This window comes from Variovorax sp. GW460-12-1-14-LB1 (assembly GCF_059423605.1).
In genome coordinates this window covers 1-20,038 of the sequence record NZ_JBWKYF010000095.1, presented here as the reverse complement: position 1 = coordinate 20,038, position 20,038 = coordinate 1, and the positions used below count along the sequence as shown (strand labels likewise).

Annotated in this window: 17 protein-coding genes; 3 read left to right on the top strand and 14 right to left on the bottom strand. The window is 68.7% G+C overall.

What is annotated here, in order from left to right:
• Positions 1–36: 36 nt before the first annotated feature.
• The 8 genes from AC07Y4_RS29715 to AC07Y4_RS29680 all read right to left on the bottom strand — a co-directional run bounded on the left by AC07Y4_RS29715 (position 37) and on the right by AC07Y4_RS29680 (position 10,222).
• Positions 37–1,176 (bottom strand): AAA family ATPase, encoded by a 1,140-nt coding sequence (locus AC07Y4_RS29715; RefSeq protein ID WP_487848070.1) that lies wholly within the window; start codon positions 1,174–1,176, stop codon positions 37–39.
• Positions 1,173–2,078 (bottom strand): RNA ligase family protein, encoded by a 906-nt coding sequence (locus tag AC07Y4_RS29710; protein WP_487848069.1) that lies wholly within the window; start codon positions 2,076–2,078, stop codon positions 1,173–1,175. The genes AC07Y4_RS29715 and AC07Y4_RS29710 overlap by 4 nt, the downstream gene beginning before the upstream one ends.
• Before the next feature lie 307 nt (positions 2,079–2,385).
• Positions 2,386–4,404 carry a glucans biosynthesis glucosyltransferase MdoH gene (gene mdoH, locus AC07Y4_RS29705; RefSeq protein ID WP_487848068.1) on the bottom strand — a complete coding sequence of 673 codons (2,019 nt, stop codon included), beginning with the start codon at positions 4,402–4,404 and terminating at the stop codon, positions 2,386–2,388.
• A 402-nt stretch (positions 4,405–4,806) separates the two neighbouring features.
• Complete coding sequence (locus AC07Y4_RS29700; RefSeq protein ID WP_159278538.1) at positions 4,807–6,195, bottom strand: sigma 54-interacting transcriptional regulator; 1,389 nt, start codon at positions 6,193–6,195, stop codon at positions 4,807–4,809.
• Positions 6,192–6,800, bottom strand: coding sequence for a hypothetical protein (locus tag AC07Y4_RS29695; RefSeq protein WP_487863386.1), 609 nt, complete (start codon positions 6,798–6,800; stop codon positions 6,192–6,194). Before AC07Y4_RS29695 ends, AC07Y4_RS29700 begins: the two co-directional genes overlap by 4 nt.
• Before the next feature lie 85 nt (positions 6,801–6,885).
• Positions 6,886–8,313 (bottom strand): sensor histidine kinase, encoded by a 1,428-nt coding sequence (locus tag AC07Y4_RS29690; RefSeq protein ID WP_487848066.1) that lies wholly within the window; start codon positions 8,311–8,313, stop codon positions 6,886–6,888.
• Entirely contained in the window at positions 8,313–9,674 is a 1,362-nt protein-coding gene (gene miaB, locus AC07Y4_RS29685; protein WP_159273894.1) for a tRNA (N6-isopentenyl adenosine(37)-C2)-methylthiotransferase MiaB, read from the bottom strand. The genes AC07Y4_RS29690 and miaB overlap by 1 nt, the downstream gene beginning before the upstream one ends.
• A gap of 89 nt (positions 9,675–9,763) precedes the next feature.
• A complete protein-coding gene (locus AC07Y4_RS29680; RefSeq protein WP_487848065.1) occupies positions 9,764–10,222 on the bottom strand; it encodes a hypothetical protein in 459 nt (152 codons plus the stop codon).
• 184 nt (positions 10,223–10,406) lie between these two features.
• Here AC07Y4_RS29680 and AC07Y4_RS29675 point away from each other — a divergent pair, with 184 nt between their 5' ends.
• Both AC07Y4_RS29675 and AC07Y4_RS29670 read left to right on the top strand, forming a co-directional pair.
• The gene (locus AC07Y4_RS29675; protein WP_206167840.1) at positions 10,407–11,630 is read left to right on the top strand and encodes an efflux RND transporter periplasmic adaptor subunit; all 1,224 of its coding nucleotides are present in this window, start codon (positions 10,407–10,409) and stop codon (positions 11,628–11,630) included.
• The gene (locus tag AC07Y4_RS29670) at positions 11,627–14,788 is read left to right on the top strand and encodes an efflux RND transporter permease subunit (protein WP_487848064.1); all 3,162 of its coding nucleotides are present in this window, start codon (positions 11,627–11,629) and stop codon (positions 14,786–14,788) included. The genes AC07Y4_RS29675 and AC07Y4_RS29670 overlap by 4 nt, the downstream gene beginning before the upstream one ends.
• A gap of 264 nt (positions 14,789–15,052) precedes the next feature.
• Here the strand turns inward: AC07Y4_RS29670 and AC07Y4_RS29665 are convergent, their stop codons facing one another.
• The 6 genes from AC07Y4_RS29665 to AC07Y4_RS29640 form a co-directional block, all read right to left on the bottom strand.
• A complete protein-coding gene (locus AC07Y4_RS29665; RefSeq protein WP_495275501.1) occupies positions 15,053–15,745 on the bottom strand; it encodes a Crp/Fnr family transcriptional regulator in 693 nt (230 codons plus the stop codon).
• 45 nt (positions 15,746–15,790) lie between these two features.
• Positions 15,791–16,441, bottom strand: coding sequence for a histidine phosphatase family protein (locus AC07Y4_RS29660; protein WP_062477889.1), 651 nt, complete (start codon positions 16,439–16,441; stop codon positions 15,791–15,793).
• A gap of 22 nt (positions 16,442–16,463) precedes the next feature.
• Positions 16,464–17,060 carry a DUF4136 domain-containing protein gene (locus AC07Y4_RS29655; RefSeq protein WP_369631273.1) on the bottom strand — a complete coding sequence of 199 codons (597 nt, stop codon included), beginning with the start codon at positions 17,058–17,060 and terminating at the stop codon, positions 16,464–16,466.
• Between the two features lie 234 nt (positions 17,061–17,294).
• Positions 17,295–18,224, bottom strand: coding sequence for a tRNA 2-thiocytidine(32) synthetase TtcA (gene ttcA, locus AC07Y4_RS29650; protein ID WP_487848062.1), 930 nt, complete (start codon positions 18,222–18,224; stop codon positions 17,295–17,297).
• Positions 18,225–18,276: 52 nt separating this feature from the next.
• Positions 18,277–18,654: a dihydroneopterin aldolase gene (locus AC07Y4_RS29645; protein ID WP_056576172.1), complete on the bottom strand. Its 378-nt coding sequence runs from the start codon at positions 18,652–18,654 to the stop codon at positions 18,277–18,279.
• Positions 18,655–18,668: 14 nt separating this feature from the next.
• On the bottom strand, positions 18,669–19,454 hold the full coding sequence (locus AC07Y4_RS29640) for an SDR family oxidoreductase (RefSeq protein WP_487848061.1): 786 nt from the start codon (positions 19,452–19,454) through the stop codon (positions 18,669–18,671).
• Positions 19,455–19,496: 42 nt separating this feature from the next.
• Between AC07Y4_RS29640 and AC07Y4_RS29635 the strand changes: the two genes are divergently transcribed.
• Positions 19,497–20,038: SAM-dependent methyltransferase (locus tag AC07Y4_RS29635; protein WP_495273841.1), on the top strand; the 542-nt coding region annotated here is incomplete at its 3' end.

Here is a 20,038-nt window from a genome sequence, read left to right as displayed (position 1 = left end):
CGCCGGGGGATGCCCCGGCGGGCTTCGTCGTTTTCTTCAGGTCTGCACGTCGTAGACCGTGTCGTGCGCTTCGACGGACGCCGGCAACTCCCAGCGATGCAGCATCTTCTCGATGCCCGCGTTCGACAGCGTCGTGTCGCGCTCGCGGTTGCGGCGCATCAGCTCGGCATGCGGCACTTCCAGGTACACCAGCTCGGTCTGCGCGTGGTACGCCCAGAGCAGGTCCAGCGTCTTGGTGCGCATCTGCTGGCTCAGGTGCGTGGCGTTCCAGACGAAGCGCTCCCGCTTGCGCAGCAGCGCCTTCGCCTGGTCGATCGCGTGGTGCGCGGCCAGGCCATCGTTCTCGCCGTGCCTGAGGCCCAGCTCGGCGCGCGCGTCGTCGAAGGACACGACCGGCCAGCCCTTGCGGTGCTGCGCCACCCAGTGGTTCTTGCCGCTGGCGGGCAGGCCGCACATCACCGTGACCTGCGATCCCGGCGTCTGGAACAGCGGGTAGTCGGGGCTGGTGTCGGCGCCGCGGAAGTAGGCCAGGCGCGTGTGCGCATCGGCCATCTGGCGCGGGCCCTCCCAGCAGCCTTCTTCCTGCGCCAGCTGCTCGAAGAGCGCGATGTCGGCCAGGCTGTCGGCGCGCTTCTCGTAGTGGCGCCCCCGCATGTCGCAGCGCGCCACGCAGCACAGGTCGGGCAGGCTCAGCTCCCACGAGAGCTTGTGCACCAGCCACTCGGGCCGCACGCCCTTGCGCGAGGCGAAGGCGTGGAACGGCACCTGGTGCACGGCGATGATCCGGCACACGGCCTCGCGCAACGCAAAGGGCACGCGGGCCTTCCACATCAGCACGCGCACGTCGACCGATCCGCGGCGCGAATGGCCAGGCTGGCCGATGCGGCCGCTGGCTTCGTCGATCACGGTGGTGTCGGGCTTGGCGATGTCGTGCAGCAGGCAGGCCATGAACAGCACGAAGCGGCCGTCGGCGTCGGCGCGCTGGTAGTGCGCGTCGGCCAGGAGCGCGTCGAGCACCATGCGCGTGTGGAGGCCGACGTTGCCTTCGGCGTGGTAGTACGGGTCCTGCGGCGTCTCTTCGAGGCGCAGCAGGGCCGGCAGCAGGTCGCAGCATTGGGCCCAGTCGTAGCCTTGGGCGGGCGCGGGGACCAGCGCCCGCAGATCGTCGTAAGTCATCGCTGCCTCCTTGTGTTGGTTGCCAGTTCGGTGGGATCGCGCAGCGTGCGCAGTCCCAGGTCGTGCCAGTTCACCGGCGGTGTCGGCGCGTAGAGGTCCACGCCCGGCGCCAGCTGGTTGGGCAGCACCGGCCGGCGGCTGTGGTGCGAGCCCGAGTCGAGGATGGTCTGCACGAAGTCCGGTCGCACCCACTTGTAGCGGCCCGTCACCTGGCCGCCGGATTCGGCCTTGAGGTACAGGCCCTCGGCGAGGTCGGACAGGTCGGTCTGCTGGCGCACCAGGTCGAGCGGCTGGCCTTCGTGCCGCACGGCCTGCTCGAAGGCCGGCTTCCAGTCGGTGCTGCGTGCCAGCGATGGCCGCACGAGCGAACGCAATTCCTTCGCGCTGCGCGGCATCTTGCCCTCGTACAGCACCGGCACCGACAGTACCGGCCCCTCGGCCAGCAGCGCATGCCGCGCGGCGGTCGACAGGAAGCACTGCGCCTGCCGGTCGTAGATATCGAACTCCAGGAAGAAGGCCGGCAGCCGGTCGTACCAGCAGCTGTGCTTGGCAAAGCACCACTCGCCGTACATCACGTAGCGGTCTTCGAGCCGTTCGAGCAGCGCCGCTTCATGGGCGGCGGCCCAGTGCTTGAACAGGTTGAACTGCCGCTCGCCCGCACCGCCTGCGAGGTAGTGGCCGCGCGACTGCAGCAGCAATTCACCGGCCGAAGTGAACGACACGGCCGCATTGGCGCCATCGAGTTTTTCCTCGATGACCACATGCAGGCCCTGCAAGGCGGACAACGGCGTCTGGCCGTCGTCGGTGTCGCCGGCCTGTAGCCGCGAGCCTTCCAGGTGCGCCGTACGTGGGTACTTGAGCAGCGGGATCGACGAAAGAGAAAGGGAAGAAGAGGCAAACACGTTGGTTCTCCAGATGTAAATCAGGAAAGACCGACAACGTGCGGGAGCGAAGCTGGAAGAGAGATCGACTCGGCGGCCGCGGTGGGCCGTGCCTGGTCAGTGTGGGAACGCAGCTTGGCGCCCGACATGACCAGCGAGTGGTGTTGTCGGCGTCAGAGGGTGATGACGGCGAATCGGGGCACTTGGCGCTCCAGGGGATCGAAGGGATCCGTGGGTGGATGAAAAAACGAAGGCGCGATTCTAGCGATGCGCCATGAAAAAAGCCGACCCTGAGGCCGGCTTTTTGGGGAGCTGTGTCTTCAGTGCATCAGGCCGTGGCCAGCGCCGCCGGGCGCGCCAGGCGCAGCGCGTGCATCCAGGCGCGGCGCAGCACGGCGGGCGAGCGCGATTCCTCGGGAATCAGCAGGAAGCCGCGGTCGCGCAGCGTGGTGCCCAGCGCGATCTGGCTGGTCAGCACGGTCAGCGGGATCGCCAGCAGCAGCGGCAGGCCGACGGGCATGAGCCAGATCAGCGCGCTCGGGTCGATCATGGCGACACCGACGGCCAGCATGGCGATCACCAGCGTCATGGGGGCCAGCTGCGAGGCAGCGACCTTCCACGGCACGGCGGCGGCTTCACGCGGGGGCGACTTCCAGTCGAGCTTGATGCCGGTGAGGGCGACGAGCACGAACAGCGAGTGGGCCAGCATGCGGACCGGGGCTTGCACGATGGCCAGGCCGGCTTCGAGCACCGAGCTCTTCACCAGGCCCCACACACCGCCGTACTGGCGTTGCTCGCCGCGCATCAGCACGGCGGCGATGCCCAGCACGCGCGGCAGGAACAGCAGGCACAGGGTCCAGACCCACAGGCCGGCCAGTTCGGCGGGCAGTACGTTCCAGCTCGACACGAGGCTCGAGCCGCTCAGCCACAGGGCGGTGCCCAGCGTCAGGAAGGCGAGCCACAGCGGGGCCGAGACATACGCCATGGTGCCGGTCACGAACATCGCGCGGTGCACCGGGTGGATGCCGGGCTCGGCCATCAGGCGGGCGTTCTGCAGGTTGCCCTGGCACCAGCGGCGGTCGCGTTGCAGCTCGGCCAGCAGGTCCGGCGGTTGCTGCTCGTAGCTGCCGACCAGGTCGGACACCAGCCACACGTGGTAGCCGGCGCGGCGCATCAGCGCGGCTTCGACGAAGTCGTGCGACATGATGCCGCCCGACATGCCGCCGGTGCCCTTGATCGGGGCCAGCGCGCAGTGCTTCATGAAGGCTTCGACGCGGATGATCGCGTTGTGGCCCCAGTAGTGCGACTCGCCGAGCTGCCAGAACTGCATGCCCAGCGTGAACAGGCGACCCGTCACGCGCGAAGCGAACTGCTGGGCGCGGGCGTGCAGCGTGACGTGGCCGATGGCCTGCGTCGCGGTCTGGATGATGCCAGCGGTGGGGTTGGCTTCCATCAGCTTGACCATCGAGGCCAGGCAGTCGCCGCTCATCACGGAGTCGGCGTCGAGCACGACCATGTAGCGGTAATCCTTGCCCCAGCGGCGGCAGAAGTCGGCGACGTTGCCGGCCTTGCGGTGCGTGCGGCGGGTGCGCAGGCGGTAGTACACCTCCACCTGCGGCTGGTTCGGGCTCTCGGCCAGCGCGGCGCGCAGGTCTTCCCAGGCGGCGCGCTCGGCGGCGGCGGTCTCGGGGTTGTAGCTGTCGGACAGCACGAACACGTCGAACTGCTTGGCGTGGCCCGTGGAGGCGACCGATTCGCAGGTGGCGCGCAGGCCGGCGAACACGGTGGCCACGTCCTCGTTGCAGATCGGCATGATGATCGCGGTGCGGGCCTCGGGGTTCATCGGGTGGTGGGCCACCTGTTTTGCCGAGAGGGCGTGCTTGTCACCGCGCACGGAAACGTAGAAGCCCATGAGCGCGGTCACGAAGCCGGTCACGACCCAGCCCGAGAGCAGGCCGTACAGGCCGATCTGGCCGTATTCGAGCCAGACGTTGTCGTAGTCGGGTTGCACGCTGGCGAACAGCGACGACGCGATCACGGTGCTCAGCAGCGTGAGCAGCATGAAGGCGAGGCGGCGCTGGCCGGCGGCGCGTTCCCAGGCCTGCGGGGCCGGGGTGGCTTGCTTGGCGGCGGGGGCGCTGTCGGCATTGCGGCCGGCGCCCAGGCGCACGAGCAGCGCGGTGCCGAGGCTGTTCCAGAAACCACGCCAGGGGCGCGGTGCCATGGAACCGCGGTTCAGCGGCGGTGCGGTGACGGCGTTGGGGTGGCGTTCCTCGCGCAGCGCGCTGCGGCGTGCGAAATCGGATTCGGCGAGGACGTTGAGGTGGGAGAAGTCGTTCGGCTTCATCGGTTCATTCACCAACGTTGCTTGTCGAGGGGGGTGTCGCCAATGGCCGGAAGGCGCTTGAAGACGCAGTCCGTGGCGGCGCCGCCGACGCCGGAGAGCGCGGTCAGCGAATGGCCCGCGGCACGGGGCCGCGAGGAGGAAAACTGCTTTTGACGCAGGCCGTCGCGCTGCGGACGCAGTGCGAAAGATGGGCTGGTAAGTGCTGTCATGCCAGTACAGGGGCAAACCCTGTGCCAGCCTGGAAAAACGCTTTTAAATCAACGACTTGGCGCGATCCGAAACCGTTTTCCGTGGGGGCGGGGCCTGCCGGGCCCCCGAAACCCCCGTTTTTGTCGCCGAATCCCGACAAGTCGGGGAGGCCCTCGGGAAACAGCCTTTCAAATCAACGACTTAGGCCTGTCGCTACTCGGCGACAGGGTCGCCGCCGGGAGCGACAACGTCGGCCTTGAAGTTGCCTGGCGTGAGTTCGTGCTTCTGCAGCAGGCGGTAGAACTCGGTGCGGTTGCGGTCGGCCAGGCGGGCGGCGTCGGCCACGTTGCCGTCGGTCAGCTTGAGCAGGCCGACGAGGTAGTCGCGCTCGAAACGCTGCTTGGCCTCGGCGTAGGTGAGCACCTCCACGCTCGGCACGCGCAGCGCGCGCTGCACCAGCGCCAGCGGGATCAGCGGCGAGCCCGACAGCGCGCAGACCTGCTCCACCACGTTGTAGAGCTGGCGCACGTTGCCCGGCCACGCGGCGGTGGTCAGCGCCTTCAGCGCCTCGGGCGCGAAGCCGGACAGCCGCTTGCCGTACTTGGTCGACAGCTTCTGCAGGAAGTGGTTGGCCAGCAGCGGAATGTCCTCGCGCCGCGCCGACAGCGGCGGCAGCGTGAGCGTCACCACGTTCAGGCGGTAATAGAGGTCTTCGCGGAACTGGCCGGCTTCCATCGCGGCGTCCAGGTCGCGGTGGGTGGCCGAGACGATGCGCACGTCGACCTCGATCGACTGGCTCGCGCCCAGCGGGCGCACCGCGCGCTCCTGCAGCACGCGCAGCAGCTTGACCTGCAGCGCGGGCGGCATGTCCCCGATTTCGTCGAGCAGCAGCGTGCCGCCGTCGGCCTGCTGGAACAGGCCTTTGTGGTTGGCGTGGGCGTCGGTGAAGGCGCCCTTCATGTGGCCGAACAGCTCGGATTCGAGCAGCGCCTCGGGAATGGCGCCGCAATTGACCGCCACGAAGGGCTTGTCGGCGCGCGCGCTGGCCTTGTGGATGGCGCGCGCCAGCAGTTCCTTGCCGGCGCCGGAGTCGCCGCGCAGCAGCACGGAGGCGTCCGACTTGGCGACCATGCGCGCCTCGGCCAGCAGCTCGGCCATGCGGTTGCTGCGGCTCACGATTTCCGAGCGCCAGCTGTCGTCGCCGGTCTTGCTGGGCGTGGTGGTGGGCGCACCGAGCGCCAGCGCCTGCGAGATCTTCTCGAGCAGTTCGCGCGCGTCGTAGGGCTTGGTGAGGTAGGTGAACACGCCGCGCGCCGTGGCCTCGACCGCGTCGGGAATGGTGCCGTGCGCGGTCAGCAGGATCACCGGCAGCGTCGGGTGGCGCTTGCGGATCTCGTCGAACAGCTGCAGGCCGTCGCGCCCGGGCAGGCGCACGTCGCTGAGCACCAGTTGCGGGTGCTCGATCTCGAGCTGCGTGAGCGCGGTCTCGGCCGAAGTGACGGCCGTGACCTGGTAGCCCGCCGACACCAGCCGCATCGAGAGCAGCCGCAGCATGTCCGGGTCGTCATCGACCACGAGGAGGCGGGCACCAGCTGTACTCATGGGTTGGATCTGCTTCCGTTGGAGGGCGTGGGGGCCGGCGTGTTGGGCCGGGCGAAGCTGCGCTCGATGGCGCGCAGCGCCTCGATGCGCTCGTTGAGCTGGTCGATGCGGCGCTGGCTGTCGCGCAGCTGCTGCACCTGCTTGTCGCGGTCGTCTTCGACGCGGCGCTGCTCGACATAGCGCGCCGCCAGCGCCCGCGCGAGCGGATGCAGCGGCTGCGCCTCGGGCGCGGGGTTGGCGATCACGCGCTGCAGCAGGCCCAGTGCGCGCGCCAGGTCGGCCGGCACGCGGGTCTGCGCGAGCAGGATCGCCAGCTGCATCTGCGCCGCCGGCGTTTCGCCCTGTTCGCCGACGCGGGCGATTTCCGCACTCAGGTCGGCGCCGCCCAGCGGGCGCACCTTGTCGGCATAGGCCAGCATGGTCGAAACGGGGCCTTGAGTGAGCTGCGTGAAGAGCGAGGCCGGCTGCGTGGCCGGCGCGCGGGGCTCGGCCTCGACCGGCACGACGCGCGGCGCGGCCACGGGCGGCGGCAGCGCGTCGGCTTCGGCCGGCGGCTTGGGCTGGGAGGCGCAGGCCGCCAGCAGCAGGGCGCATGGCACGGCCATGGCCCCGGCGAAGGTGGATCTGCGGACGAACGAAAGGAACATGGGTCGAAAAAGGCGCGGGGCGGTGTGGGTGGGGTGTCCGGGGTCAGGTCGTGCGCGGCAGTTCAATGCGAAAGCGTGCACCGGGGCCGTCCGGCAGCAGGGCGATGCGGCCCCCATGGGCTGCAATGTACTCCTGCACGATGGAAAGTCCGATGCCGGTGCCTTTCACCGTGTGCTCGGGCTGGCGCTCGCCGCGGAAGAAGGGTTCGAAGATGCGGTCGCGGTCGTTCACGGCAATGCCGGGGCCGGCGTCGCACACGTCGATGTGCACCGCCTCGGGCGTGCCCGACACGGCCAGCGTGATGACGCCGTCGGCGGCCGAGAAGCGGATCGCGTTCGACAGCAGGTTGGCGATGGCGGTGCCGAGCTTGGTGCGGTCGACCGTGAGGGCGATCGGCTCGCCCTCGGCGCGCACGCGCAGGCCGTGCGCCTGCCACTGCAGGCGCTGGGCCTCGATCTGCTCCTCGATCAGCGGCAGCAGCTCGGTGCGTTCGCGGCGCAGCTCGCGCGCCTCGAAGGCGGCGGCGTTGAAGCGCAGCAGCGCCTCGATCTGGTTCTGCAGCGACACGGTGTTCTGCTGCAGGATCTGCGCGACCTCGAGCTGGGCCGGGTTCAGCGGGCCGGTCACGCCGTCCTCGAGCAGCGACACGCCTTCGCGCAGCGCCGCCAGCGGCGTCTTCAGCTCGTGCGACACGTGGCGCAGAAAGCGCGCCTTGTCGGCGTCGAGCTCGGTCAGGCGCAGCCGCAGCCATTCGAGCTGCTGCGACACGCGCCGCACGTCGGCCGGGCCGCGGATGTCGATGGGTTCGTCGAGCCGGTTCTGGCCCAGGCCGACGATGGCGTTCTCGAGCCGCTTGAAGGGGCGCGCCAGCCAGATGCCGAAGGCCAGCGCCAGCGACACGGCCAGCACGCTGGCGGCCACCACCTCGCGCATCAGCCGGCGGCGCGCGTTCTCGATGCGCTTGGCCAGCGCGTCGTTCTGCGTTTCGATCAGGAACTGCGCCTGCTGGGCGATGTTGGTGTTCAGCGCGTCGAGTTCGCGGAACTGCATCGCCATCGTGCTCTCGCGCGCCAGGGCGCTGTCGGGGCTGCCGCCGAGCAGCCCTTCGATCACGCCGAGCTGGCTGCGCCACATGTCGATGCCGGCGGCCGGCAGGCCGTTGCGTTCCAGGCGCTCCAGCACCTGGTGGGCTTCGCGCGCCGCCTCGTCGAAGCGGCGACGCAGCACGGCGTCGTTGAGCACCAGCGACTGGCGTCCCGCGCGTTCCATGGCCGCGCTGCGCTCGGCCAGCGACTGCGAGGCGCCCGACAGGCGCAGCGCGCGCGCGGCGGCGTCGCGGCTTTGCGTGACGAGCGCGTCGTACTGCAGCACCGAGCGCAGCGCCACGCCCACCAGCAGCGCGGTGATCAGCAGGAAGGCAAACAGCAGGAGCTGCTGGAACGAGCCCCGGACGGACGGTCGCTTCGCCATCAGTGGGCGAGCGCCGTGGCAGCAGCAGCCAGGGCCGATTCGCGCGTGACCACTTCGCCGCGCAGCGTGTAGGCCAGCGAGCGGGTGATGCGCAGGTCGGCCATTTGGCCCACGAGGCGGGCGTCGCCTTCGAAGTTGACGACGCGGTTGCAGGCGGTGCGGCCCATGAGTTCGTTCGCGTCCTTGCGCGAGGCGCCCTCGACCAGCACGCGCTGCGTGCTGCCCACCAGCGCATCGCCGAAGCGGCGCACGTTGCCGTCGATCACGCGCTGCAGCGTCTGCAGTCGCGCCAGCTTCACCTCGTGCGGCGTGTCGTCCTGCAGCGCGGCGGCGGGCGTGCCGGGGCGCGGGCTGAAGATGAAGCTGAAGCTGTTGTCGAACTGGCAGTCGTCGATGAGCTTCATCATCTTGTCGAAGTCGGCGTCGGTCTCGCCGGGGAAGCCGACGATGAAGTCGCTGGACAGGGCCAGGTCGGGGCGGATGGCGCGCAGCTTGCGCACTGTGCTCTTGTATTCCATGGCCGTGTAGCCGCGCTTCATGGCCATGAGGATGCGGTCGCTGCCGTGCTGCACCGGCAGGTGCAAATGCGAGACGAGCTGCGGCACCTTGGCGTAGGCCTCGATGAGCCGGGGCGTGAACTCGTTCGGGTGGCTGGTTGTGTAGCGGATGCGCTCGATGCCGGGGATCTCGGCCACGTACTCGATGAGCAGCGCGAAGTCGGCGATTTCGGCGGTGTCGCCCATCTTGCCGCGGTAGGCGTTCACGTTCTGGCCCAGCAGCGTGATCTCGCGCACGCCCTGGTCGGCCAGGCCGGCAATTTCGACCAGCACATCGTCGAGCGGGCGGTTCACTTCCTCGCCGCGGGTGTAGGGCACCACGCAGTAGCTGCAGTACTTGGAGCAGCCTTCCATGATCGACACGAAGGCCGTGGCGCCTTCGACGCGCGCGGGCGGCAGGTGGTCGAACTTCTCGATCTCGGGGAAGCTGATGTCCACCTGCGGGCGGTCCAGGCGCTCGCGGTCGTTCAGCATCTCGGGCAGGCGGTGCAGCGTCTGCGGACCGAACACGATGTCGACGTACGGTGCGCGCGCGATGATGGCCTGGCCTTCCTGGCTCGCCACGCAGCCGCCCACGCCGATCTTCACGCCCTTGGCCTTCAGGTGCTTCACGCGGCCGAGGTCGGAGAACACCTTCTCCTGCGCCTTCTCGCGCACCGAGCAGGTGTTGAACAGGATGAGGTCGGCCTCGTCCACGTTCTGCGTGGGTTCGTAGCCCTGCGCGGCGTGGAGCACGTCGGCCATCTTGTCCGAGTCGTACTCGTTCATCTGGCAGCCGAAGGTCTTGATGAATACTTTTTTCATGGGGAGCTCTCTGTGCCCTTCGCAAAGAGGAAGGGCTGCGAGGCGCGCGTGGCGCCCGCGGATTTTTGCTTGCTTGCGGCCCGGCCGCGTTACTGCGTGTTCAGCGTGTCGTTCGAGACGAACGGCCAGATGTTCAGGAACGGCTTGTTCAGCGATTCGCGGCTGGCCATGGCCTCGTCGGGCGTCAGGATCCAGACTTCGCGCAGCAGCCCGGCGGCGTCGCGCGTGTAGTTCACGAGGTACTTCTGGCCGACGATGGCGCCGGGCATGACCAGCATGTTCTGCGGGCTGCGGATGCGCGCGCCGGCGCCCAGGCGGTCGGCCCGGCCGTCGAGCTCGACGTCGGGGGCGCTGGTCACCATGAACTTGCCGCGCAGCGTGCCGATGGGGAAGTTGCGCCCGCCATTGAGCGACTCGTTCTGGGTCTGCGGACGGGGCACCTCGTCCTGGGCGCTGGCGTGGAGGGAGAAAAGACCTGCGGCGCCGGCAAGGGCTGCGCAAAGGGCGAGGGAGGTGAGTGTTTTCGTGGGTGTCTTGCAGCGGTTCATGGGGTATATCCAGAGGCTGTGGACCGGCGATTTTAGCGAGGGGGTGTTTTCCCTCATACCGGGTGCAGCGGGTGGTGCGGGGGCTTTGCGTCGGCCTGCTTTACATTTCTTTACGGCGCCCGTGAACACCGTGCGTCGGCCACTGCTCCAATAGCTGCTGTCAGCCCAAAGTGCACAAGAACCCATGAAGAAATCTGCCGCCTTCGCCCTCGCGGGCGTGTTGATCGTAGCCGTCGCAGGCGGCTGGTGGCGCATGTCGGGCGATCGGCCCGTCACGAAGGACACGAAGGATGCCAAGGCCGCGAACGCCGGGCCTCCCGCCGCGCTGGTCACGCTGGCCACGGCCGAGAAGCAGGACGTGCCGGTCACGGTGCAGGTCAACGGCAGCGTGGTTTCGCTCAACAGCGTCGACCTTCGCCCGCAGGTCACCAACACCGTGAGCGCGGTGCACGTCAAGGAAGGCCAGTTCGTGAAAGCAGGGCAGCTGCTCTTCACGCTCGACGACCGCAACGACCAGGCCAACCTGGCGCGCGCCCGGGCCCAGCAGCAGAAGGACGAGGCCACCATGGCCGACCTGGAGCGCCAGTACAAGCGCAGCCAGGACCTGGTGGCGCAGAACTTCATTGCCAAGAGCGCGGCCGACGCCACGCTGTCGCAGCTCCAGGCGCAGCGCGCCGCCGTCGCGGCCGACCGCGCCGCCGTGCAGTCGGCGCAGGTGGCGCTGGGCTATGCCACGCTGCGCGCGCCCATCGCGGGGCGCATCGGCGCCGTCAACATCTACCCGGGCACGCTGGTGCAGCCCACGCTGTCGCTGGTCACCATCACCCAGCTCGACCCCATCGCCGTGAGCTTCCCGGTGCCCGAGGGCAACCTGCAGGACCTGCTGGCCGCGGCGCGCACGCGCGCCAAGGTCGAGGCGCTGGTCACGGGCCGCCGCGAGCCGCTGTTCGGCACGCTCGACTTCGTCGACAACACGGTCGACCCACAGATCGGCACCGTGCGCGCCAAGGCTGTGTTCGCCAACGCCGACCAGAGCCTGTGGCCCGGCCAGTTCGTCAACACGCGCATCACGGTGCGCATGCTCGACGGCGTCACCGTGGTGCCGGCCGCGGCGCTCATGATGCTGTCCGACGGCGCCACGCTGTACGTGGTCGATGCCGAGCGCAACGCGGCGCGCCGCCAGGTCAAGGTGCTGCACACCTTCGGCACCAAGGTGGCCGTGAGCGGCGTGACGCCCGGCGAGCAGGTCGTGATCGAAGGCAGCCAGAACGTGCGCCCGGGTGGCAAGGTGCGCATCGACGTGAAGGCGCCGGCCGGACCGGGCGGGGCGCCTGCCAACGGCACCACGGGCGTCACGCCCGGCAGCGCCGCTTCGTCGGATGTTCAGCCGGCACGAGAACGCGCATGAACATCTCAGAGCTCTGCATCCGCCGTCCGGCGATGACGGTGCTGCTGTCGGCGGCCGTCGTGGTCATCGGCATCTTTGCGTACTTCAGCATCCCGGTGGCGGCGCTGCCCAGCTACAACACGCCGGTCATCAACGTCAACGCGCAGCTGCCGGGCGCCAGCCCCGACACCATGGCGAGTTCGGTCGCGCTGCCGCTCGAAAAGCAGTTCTCGACCATCCCCGGCCTGCAGACCATCAGCTCGGTGAACACGCAGGGCGTGACCTCGCTCACGCTCGAATTCGTCAGCAGCCGCGACATCGACGCCGCTGCCGTCGACGTGCAGGCCGCGCTGCTGCGCGCCCAGCGCCAGCTGCCGCAGGAACTCACGCAGCTGCCTTCATACCGCAAGGTGAACCCGGCCGATGCGCCGGTGCTGTTCATCGCGTTGATCTCGCCGTCGATGAACCCCTCGGAGCTCAACGACTACGCCGAGAACCTCATTTCGCCCACGCTCTCGACCATCGACGGCGTGGCGCAGGTGGGCGTGTACGGGCGCAAGGCCTTCGCGGTGCGCATCAAGGCCAACGCCGACCTGCTCAACGCGCGCAACATCACGCTCGACGAGCTGGCCAAGGCGGTGAACTCGGCCAACGCCAACACGCCGGTCGGCACGCTCGACGGCCCGCGCCAGACGCTCACCATCCAGGCCAATCGCCAGCTCATGAAGGCGGCCGACTTCGCCAAGCTGATCATCGCGCAGCGCAACGGCGCGCCGGTGCGGCTGGACGAAGTGGCCACGCTCGAAGACAGCTTCGAGTCGGTCAAGACCGCCAGCAGCTTCAACGGGCAAGACTCGATTTCGCTGGCCGTGCAGCGCCAGCCCAATGCCAACACCGTGCAGGTGGTGGACGCGGTGCGTGCGCTCATCCCGCGCTTCAAGGCCGAGCTGCCGCAGTCGGTCGAGATCCACATGGTCAACGACCGCTCGCTCTCGATCCGCGAGGCGGTGCACGACGTTCAGCTCACGCTGCTGGGCACCATCGCGCTGGTGGTGCTGGTGATCTTCCTGTTCCTGCACCGGCTGGTGGCCACGCTGATTCCGGCGGCCACCATCCCGATCTCGCTGATCGGCGCGGTGGCCCTGCTGTACGCCTTCGGCTACAGCCTGGACAACGTCTCGCTGCTGGGCATCACGCTGGCCGTGGGCCTGGTGGTGGACGACGCCATCGTGGTGCTCGAAAACATCATGCGCTACGTCGAGAAGGGCATGGAGCCGATGGCCGCCGCCCTGCGCGGCGCGCGCGAGGTGGGCTTCACCATCGTGTCGATCTCGATCTCGCTGGTGGCCGTGTTCATCCCGATCTTCTTCATGCCGGGCGTGATCGGTCTCTTGTTCCACGAGTTCGCCGTGGTGGTGGCGCTGGCCGTGCTGGTGTCGGCCGTGGTGTCGCTCACGCTCGTGCCGATGCTCGCGAGCCGGCTGCTCAGGCACGTGCCGCGCAAGGCCGGCGCGCTCGACCACGAGGAAGAGCACCCCGAGCCCGGCACGGCGATCGGCCGTGCCTTCGAGCGCGGCTACCGCGCGGTGCACGGCGGCTACATGCGCACGCTCGACTGGACGCTCGGGCATCGCGCGCTGATGCTGGTCATGGCGGGGCTGACCTTCGTGGTCACGGCCTGGCTCTTCGTCAGCATTCCCAAGGGCTTCTTCCCCGAGGAAGACATCGGCCAGATCCAGATCACCACCGAGGCGGCCGAAGACATCTCGTTCACCGCCATGAAGGCGCTGCAGGACCGCGTGGCCGCCGCGCTCAAGGCCGACCCGAGCGTGGACTACGTGAGCTCCTTCGTCGGCGTGGGCGGCCCGACCGCCACGCAGAACTCGGGCCGGCTGTTCGCGGTGCTCAAGCCGCGCAGCGAGCGCCCCAAGATGGCCAAGGTGCTCGAGTCGCTGCGCCAGCGCTTCCGCGAGATTCCGGGCATTGCCGTCTACATGCAGCCGGTGCAGAACCTGCGCCTGGGCGGGCGCCAGAGCAAGGCGCGTTTCCAGTACACGCTGCAGAGCGTGAATGCCGGCGAGATGGTGCCGTGGTCGACCAAACTCATGGAGCGCATGCGCGCCGACCCCGACTTCCGCGACGTGACGAGCGACTCGCAGAACCGCGGCCTGCAGGCCACGCTGGAGATCGACCGCGACAAGGCCGGCGTGCTCGGTGTGGCCGTGGGCGACCTGCGCACCGCGCTGTACAACGCGTACGGCGACCGCCAGATCGGCAGCATCTACGGCGCCAGCAACACCTACCAGGTGATCCTGTCGGCGGCCGACAGCGACCGCCAGTTCGAGGAAGACGTGGCGCGCCTGTCGGTGCGCAGCACCACCGGCAAGCTGGTGCCGCTGTCGGCCTTCTCGACCGTCAAGCGCACCGTGGGGCCGACCTCGGTCAACCACCAGGGCCAGCTGCAGGCGGTGACGGTGTCGTTCAACCTCGGCCCCGACGTGCCGCTGGGCAACGCGACCGCGAAGATCGACCGCTTCAAGGAAGAGCTGAAGATGCCGCAGTCGATCATCACGACCTACGGCGGCGACGCGGCGGTGTTCCAGAGCTCGCAGGGCAGCCAGGCCGTGCTGCTGGTGCTCGCGGTGCTGGTCATCTACGTGCTGCTGGGCGTGCTGTACGAGAGCTACATCCACCCGCTGACGATTCTGGCGGGCCTGCCCTCGGCGGCGGTGGGGGCGCTCATTTCGCTGAAGCTCTTCGGCTTCGACCTCACGCTGATCGCGACCATCGGCATCCTGCTGCTGATCGGCATCGTGAAGAAGAACGCGATCATGATGATCGACTTCGCCCTGGACGCGCAGCGCACCGAGGGCATGCAGCCGGTCGACGCGATCCGCGAGGCCTGCCGGCTGCGCTTCCGCCCGATCCTGATGACCACGCTGGCTGCGCTGATGGGCGCGCTGCCGCTCGCGCTGGGCCTGGGCGCCGGCGCCGAGCTGCGCCAGCCGCTGGGCGTGGCGGTGGTGGGCGGGTTGATCTTCTCGCAGGTGATCACGCTGTACATCACGCCCGCGATCTACCTGGCGCTCGACCGCTACAGCGGCAGCGGGCCGATGGTGGAGCTGCCGGGCGAGGCGAAGGCCGAGGCTGCGGCGGGGCACGCGGCCTCGCACGCCTGAGGGCGATTCAAATCACGCGCCTGACGGCGATTCAAAAGATGCCGGATGGCCATGAGCGTGAGCCACCCGGCCAGGAAGGACTTGTGCAGTCCCGCGTTGCGCCACACCCGGACCATCGCCCATTGAAGGCGCTCCGGCCTCTCTCCTCAACGGCTCTCTCCATTCCCTCCGCCGCTGCTCTTCCCATGTGTGTGACGGGATGAATGATCGCGAGGGGGTGAGGGTGTCGACGGTATCCAGCGATACAGGAAGCGGGCTTTTTCCTTACGGTGTCGCGTCGCGGAAACGATGCAGGGCCGGCGCATTCGGAATGCTGACCTGCCGGGCCCGCGTTTCAATGAGCCCTTCTCTTGCCAGCGCATTCAACGTGCGCGTGACGGTGACGCGGCTCAGGGCCGTCATCGCGCCGATCTGCTCGTGGGTCAGATCGACGGTGAGTTGTTTCGGTGCCTGCGCCGATGGCGGGCGTGCCACCCGCAGCAGCAAGTCGATGACCCGCTCCTTGGGCGCCGCCGAGGCCACCCCGGCCAGCTTGGCGACGATCATGTGGTTCTTGAAGCCGAGCAGCTGGATCAACGAGGTCGCGAGTTCGGGCAGCGCCGAAAACTGCTGCGCGACATCCGCCGGTCGATAGCGGCTGAGAACGGCCGGTGCGACCGCCCGGGTCGTCGTGGGCCGGGGGCTGTCGGCAAACGCCGGGCCTTCGCCGAAGATCGCGCCCGGCCCGAAGATCTCGAGCAGGAACTCCGTGCCGTTGCTTCGGTGGATCGTGGAATGCACGAAGCCCGATCGCAAGAGATAGAAGTAATCGTGCCGTTCGCCTTCGCGCGCAATGGTGTCGCCGGCCTCCAGGGTGACGAAACTTCCCAGGTGCGTGGCGTCGATCCACGGCGCGGACAGCGACTGGGAGGCATCCCAGCTGGCGTAGGCCGAGGGCGTGGGGTTCGTTCTTTTCATGGGAGCGTCTTGCCCGGGGCGAAGAGAGGCAAGCGGCTCACCCCACTAGGTCGTGGTCTCGTCCAGCGGCGCGTCCGTCGCCAGGTGCGCGATGTCGCTCCAGCCGACGAGGCTGAAGCCCTCGGGCGTCCACAGCATGCGGTTGATGGCCGCGTTGCCGAGCTGCCAGGTGCGCGGCGCCTGCAGCTCCTGGCGCGTGGCGGCGCGGTAGAGCACGTCCATCACGCCGCCGTGAGCCACCAGCACCACCAGCTGGCCCGGGTGGCGCGCGGCGATGGCCGAGGCGGTGCCTGTCACGCGGTCGCGAAAGGTCAGCAGGCTCTCGCCACCGCCTTCGGGCTCGAACTCGGGGTCGCGCTCGCGCCAGCGGCGCGCGTCCTCGGGCAGCGTGGCTTCGATCTCGGCGAAGCTCATGCCCTCGAAGCGGCCGAAGGCGCGCTCGCGCAGGCCCAGGTCGGGTTGCACCTGGAGGCCGTGGGGCTCGGCGATGGCCTGGGCGGTCTGCCAGGCGCGCGAGAGGTCGCTGGCATAGACCGCCGCGATCGGCTCGTCCGCCAGCGCCTGTCCGGCGCGCTGCGCCTGCCAGAGGCCCGTGGCATTGAGGCCGATGTCGAGGTGGCCCTGGATGCGGGTGTCGACGTTCCAGGCGGTCTCGCCGTGGCGCACGGCGATCAGGCGGGTGAGATTGGCTTCCATCCGTCCGAATTCTAGAAGTGCGTCATTTCTTGGCAGCCGGCGCGAGCTCGATGTTCACGCGGCGCTCGCCCGGCGGCGGGTTCGGAAAGCCTTGCAGCGCGGCCTCGAACATCACCGGCAGGATCGCCGCGCTCGAACTGTAGGGGCCGTCGTTGCGCGCGCGGGTCTCGTACACCACGCGGTGGCTGCCGCCCGCCTCGCGCAGCACGAGGCTCACTTCGCGCTGGTACCAGGGGTTGGCCGGCGGCGTGAACATCGGGCCGCCGTACCAGCCGCTGCCATACCAGCGGTGGCCGTAGTAGCCGCCGTAGCCGTAGCCCCACGGGCCGGGCCCGTACAGCCACGGATCGGCCCAGGGCGACAGCGCCGCCGTGACGCGCGCGCCGATCTGCGCCGTGTACTGCGGCCTTGTGTCGTCGCGGCGCAGGCCGACCTTGTCGAGCGCGGCCGCGGCCATGGCCTCCAGGCCTTCCTGGCGCGCCGTGTCGGCCTGCTGCGAAGGCAGGCGCTCGAAGCGGTAGGTGGCACCGGGCGGCACGGTCGTGCCCGGCGTGGCAAAGCTCTTGACGTTGCTGTCGACCACCCAGGAGGTGGCGCAGCCGCTCAGGGTTGCTACCAAAAATAGAGCTGAAAACGCACGATACATAAGGGTCTCCGGGCCTGCGGCCCTCAAAGTCCCCTGGGTTGCCCGTCAGAAGGTGTAAATGAATCCGGCGTGGCCGAGCAGCCCGTCCAGGCGCGTCCCATCGAGGCGCAAAGCGCAGCCATAGCCCAAGCTATGGCGAGCATTTGCAACGAAGAGGGGGCGTGTCTGGGCGGGATGAGCGGACATGTCGGGTTCGTTTACACCTTCTTAGCCCTGGACGATGCGCAGGGCCGAGGGTGCCTGGGAGAGCAGGTCGAAAGCGGGCGTGTCGAAGGCCTTGTCGCCGTTCTCGTCGGCCACGCCCGTCGCCTTCAGACCCTGGAAGTCGTGCAGCGTTCCGTCCAGCAGGTGCGAAGGCACGACGTTCTGCAGCGCGGTGAACATGTTTTCCACGCGGCCGGGGTACTTCTTGTCCCACTCGCGCAGCATCTCGCCGACCTGCTTGCGCTGCAGGTTTTCCTGGCTGCCGCACAGCGTGCAGGGAATGATCGGGAACTCGCGGTGCTGCGCCCAGCGCACCGTGTCCTTTTCGGCCACGTAGGCCAGCGGACGGATCACGATGTGCTTGCCGTCGTCGCTCACCAGCTTGGGCGGCATGCTCTTGAGCTTGCCGCCGAAGAACATGTTGAGGAAGAAGGTCTGCAGCATGTCGTCGCGGTGGTGGCCCAGCGCGACCTTGGTGGCGCCCAGCTCGTCGGCCACGCGGTACAGGATGCCGCGGCGCAGCCGGCTGCACAGGCCGCAGGTGGTCTTGCCCTCGGGAATGACACGCTTGACGATGCTGTAGGTGTCCTGGTTCTCGATGTGGAAGTCCACGCCGAGCTCGCTCAGGTACTTGGGCAGCACCTCTTCGGGGAAGCCGGGCTGCTTCTGGTCGAGGTTGACCGCGACGATGTCGAAGTGGATGGGCGCGCGCGCCTTCATCTTGAGCAGGATGTCGAGCAGCGCGTAGCTGTCTTTTCCGCCCGAGACGCACACCATGACCTTGTCGCCCTCTTCGATCATGTTGTAGTCGACGATGGCCTGGCCGACCTGGCGGCACAGGCGCTTCTCGAGCTTGTGCGTCTCGCGTTCGATCTTCAGCGAGTTGGAGGGCGCACCGGCTTCGGGCGTATCGTCGATCCAGACGGCGTTCATTGGGGGGCTACTTCGGGCAAATCAGGGGAAAGACCCCCGATTTTGCCTTGGATCACCATTCCCCGGCTTCGATGCGGATGGCGACTTCGCAGTCGTCGAAGATTTCGAGCTTGGCGATCTTCACGCGCACGCCCCGCACGCCGGGCAGTTGCAGCAGGCGCTGCGCGAGCTTGCCGATCAGGCTTTCGAGCAGGTTGACGTGCTCGGCGGTGCACTCGTCGATGATGATGCGGCGCACCTTGCGGTAGTCCAGCACGTGGAAGATGTCGTCGTCCTGCGGCAGCAGCGGCTGCGGGCCGAGGTTGAGTTCGGCGTCCACCAGGATCGGCTGCGGCGCGGTCTTTTCCTGCTCCAGGATGCCCAGGTTGGCGTCGAAGCGCAGGCCCTGGAGGGTGAGTGTCTGGTGGCCGTGCGGTGTGTTCGTGGACATGGTGGTGGTGCTCGTCACATGAGCGAGAAGTCGCGCTCGAATTTCATGAGGTGCTGGCCGCCGTCGACGAGCAGCGTGGTGCCGGTGATCGAGCTGTTCTCCAGCGCGAACTTCACGGTGGCGGCCACGTCTTCCGATGTGGACGAGCGGCCCAGCGGCGACAGCTTGTGCAGTTGCGCGAACTTGTCGTCGTCGAGCATGTGGCTCGCCAGCGTGAGGCCGGGCGCCACGCCCACCACGCGCACGCGCGGTGCGAGCGCCAGCGCCAGCATGGGGGTGGCGGCTTCGAGCGCGGCCTTGGAGAGCGTGTAGCTCAGGAAGTCGGGGTTCGGGTTCCACAGCTTCTGGTCGAGCAGGTGCACCACGGCGCCGCCGTGCGCATCGCGCCGGGCCAGGTGGTCGTGCAGCGCCTGCGCCAGCAGGATGGCCGCGCCGGTGTTGCTGCGCGCGTGGCGTTCCATGAGCGCGTAGCTGAAGCTGGCGGCGTCGTCGTGCTCGAAGAGGGCGGCGCTGTGCACCACGGCATCCACGGCACGAAAGCGCGCCGCCACGCGCGGCAGCAGGGCGCGCGTGGCCTGCTCGTCGGCCAGGTCGGCCTCGAACAGCGCCGAGTCGCCCGAGCGCGCGGCGCAGTCGGCCACGGTCTGCTCGGCCTCGGCGCGCGAGCTGCGGTAGTGCACCGCCACCTGCCAGCCGCCCGCGGCGAGCGCCAGCGCGATCTCGCGGCCCAGCCGGCGGCCCGCGCCCGTGACGAGGACGGTGCGGCGGCGATCGGAGGAGGAGGGTGGGATGACGCTCATTCGGAGGAAGAAGACAGAAGACAGGAAGAGGACAATGGCGCCGTGACGACGCCAACGACAAACAGTTTACCCATCGCCCTCGACCATCTGATTGCCCGCTCCGTCGAGCGCGCGGGCGGATGGATCGGCTTCGACCGCTTCATGGCCCTGGCCCTGTATGCGCCGGGGCTGGGCTATTACGCCAACACCTCGGCCAAGTTCGGCCACATGCCCTCGTCCGGCAGCGACTTCGTGACCGCGCCCGAGCTGACGCCGATGTTCGGGCACACGCTCGCGGTGCAGGTGCTCGAGGCGCTGGAGAAGACCGGCACCGACACGGTGTGGGAGTTCGGTGCGGGCTCGGGGGCGCTGGCGGTGCAGCTGCTGCATGCGCTGGGCGAGATGGGGCGCGGCGATGTGCGCTACCGCATCGTCGATCTGTCGGGCACCTTGCGGGAGCGGCAGCAGCAGGCGCTGGCGGGGTATGCGGGGCGGGTCGAATGGCTTGGGGAGCTGCCTGAGTCCATGCAGGGCGTGGTGGTCGGCAATGAAGTGCTCGATGCGATGCCGGTGCAGTTGCTGGCGCGGGTGAAGGGGGCTTGGTT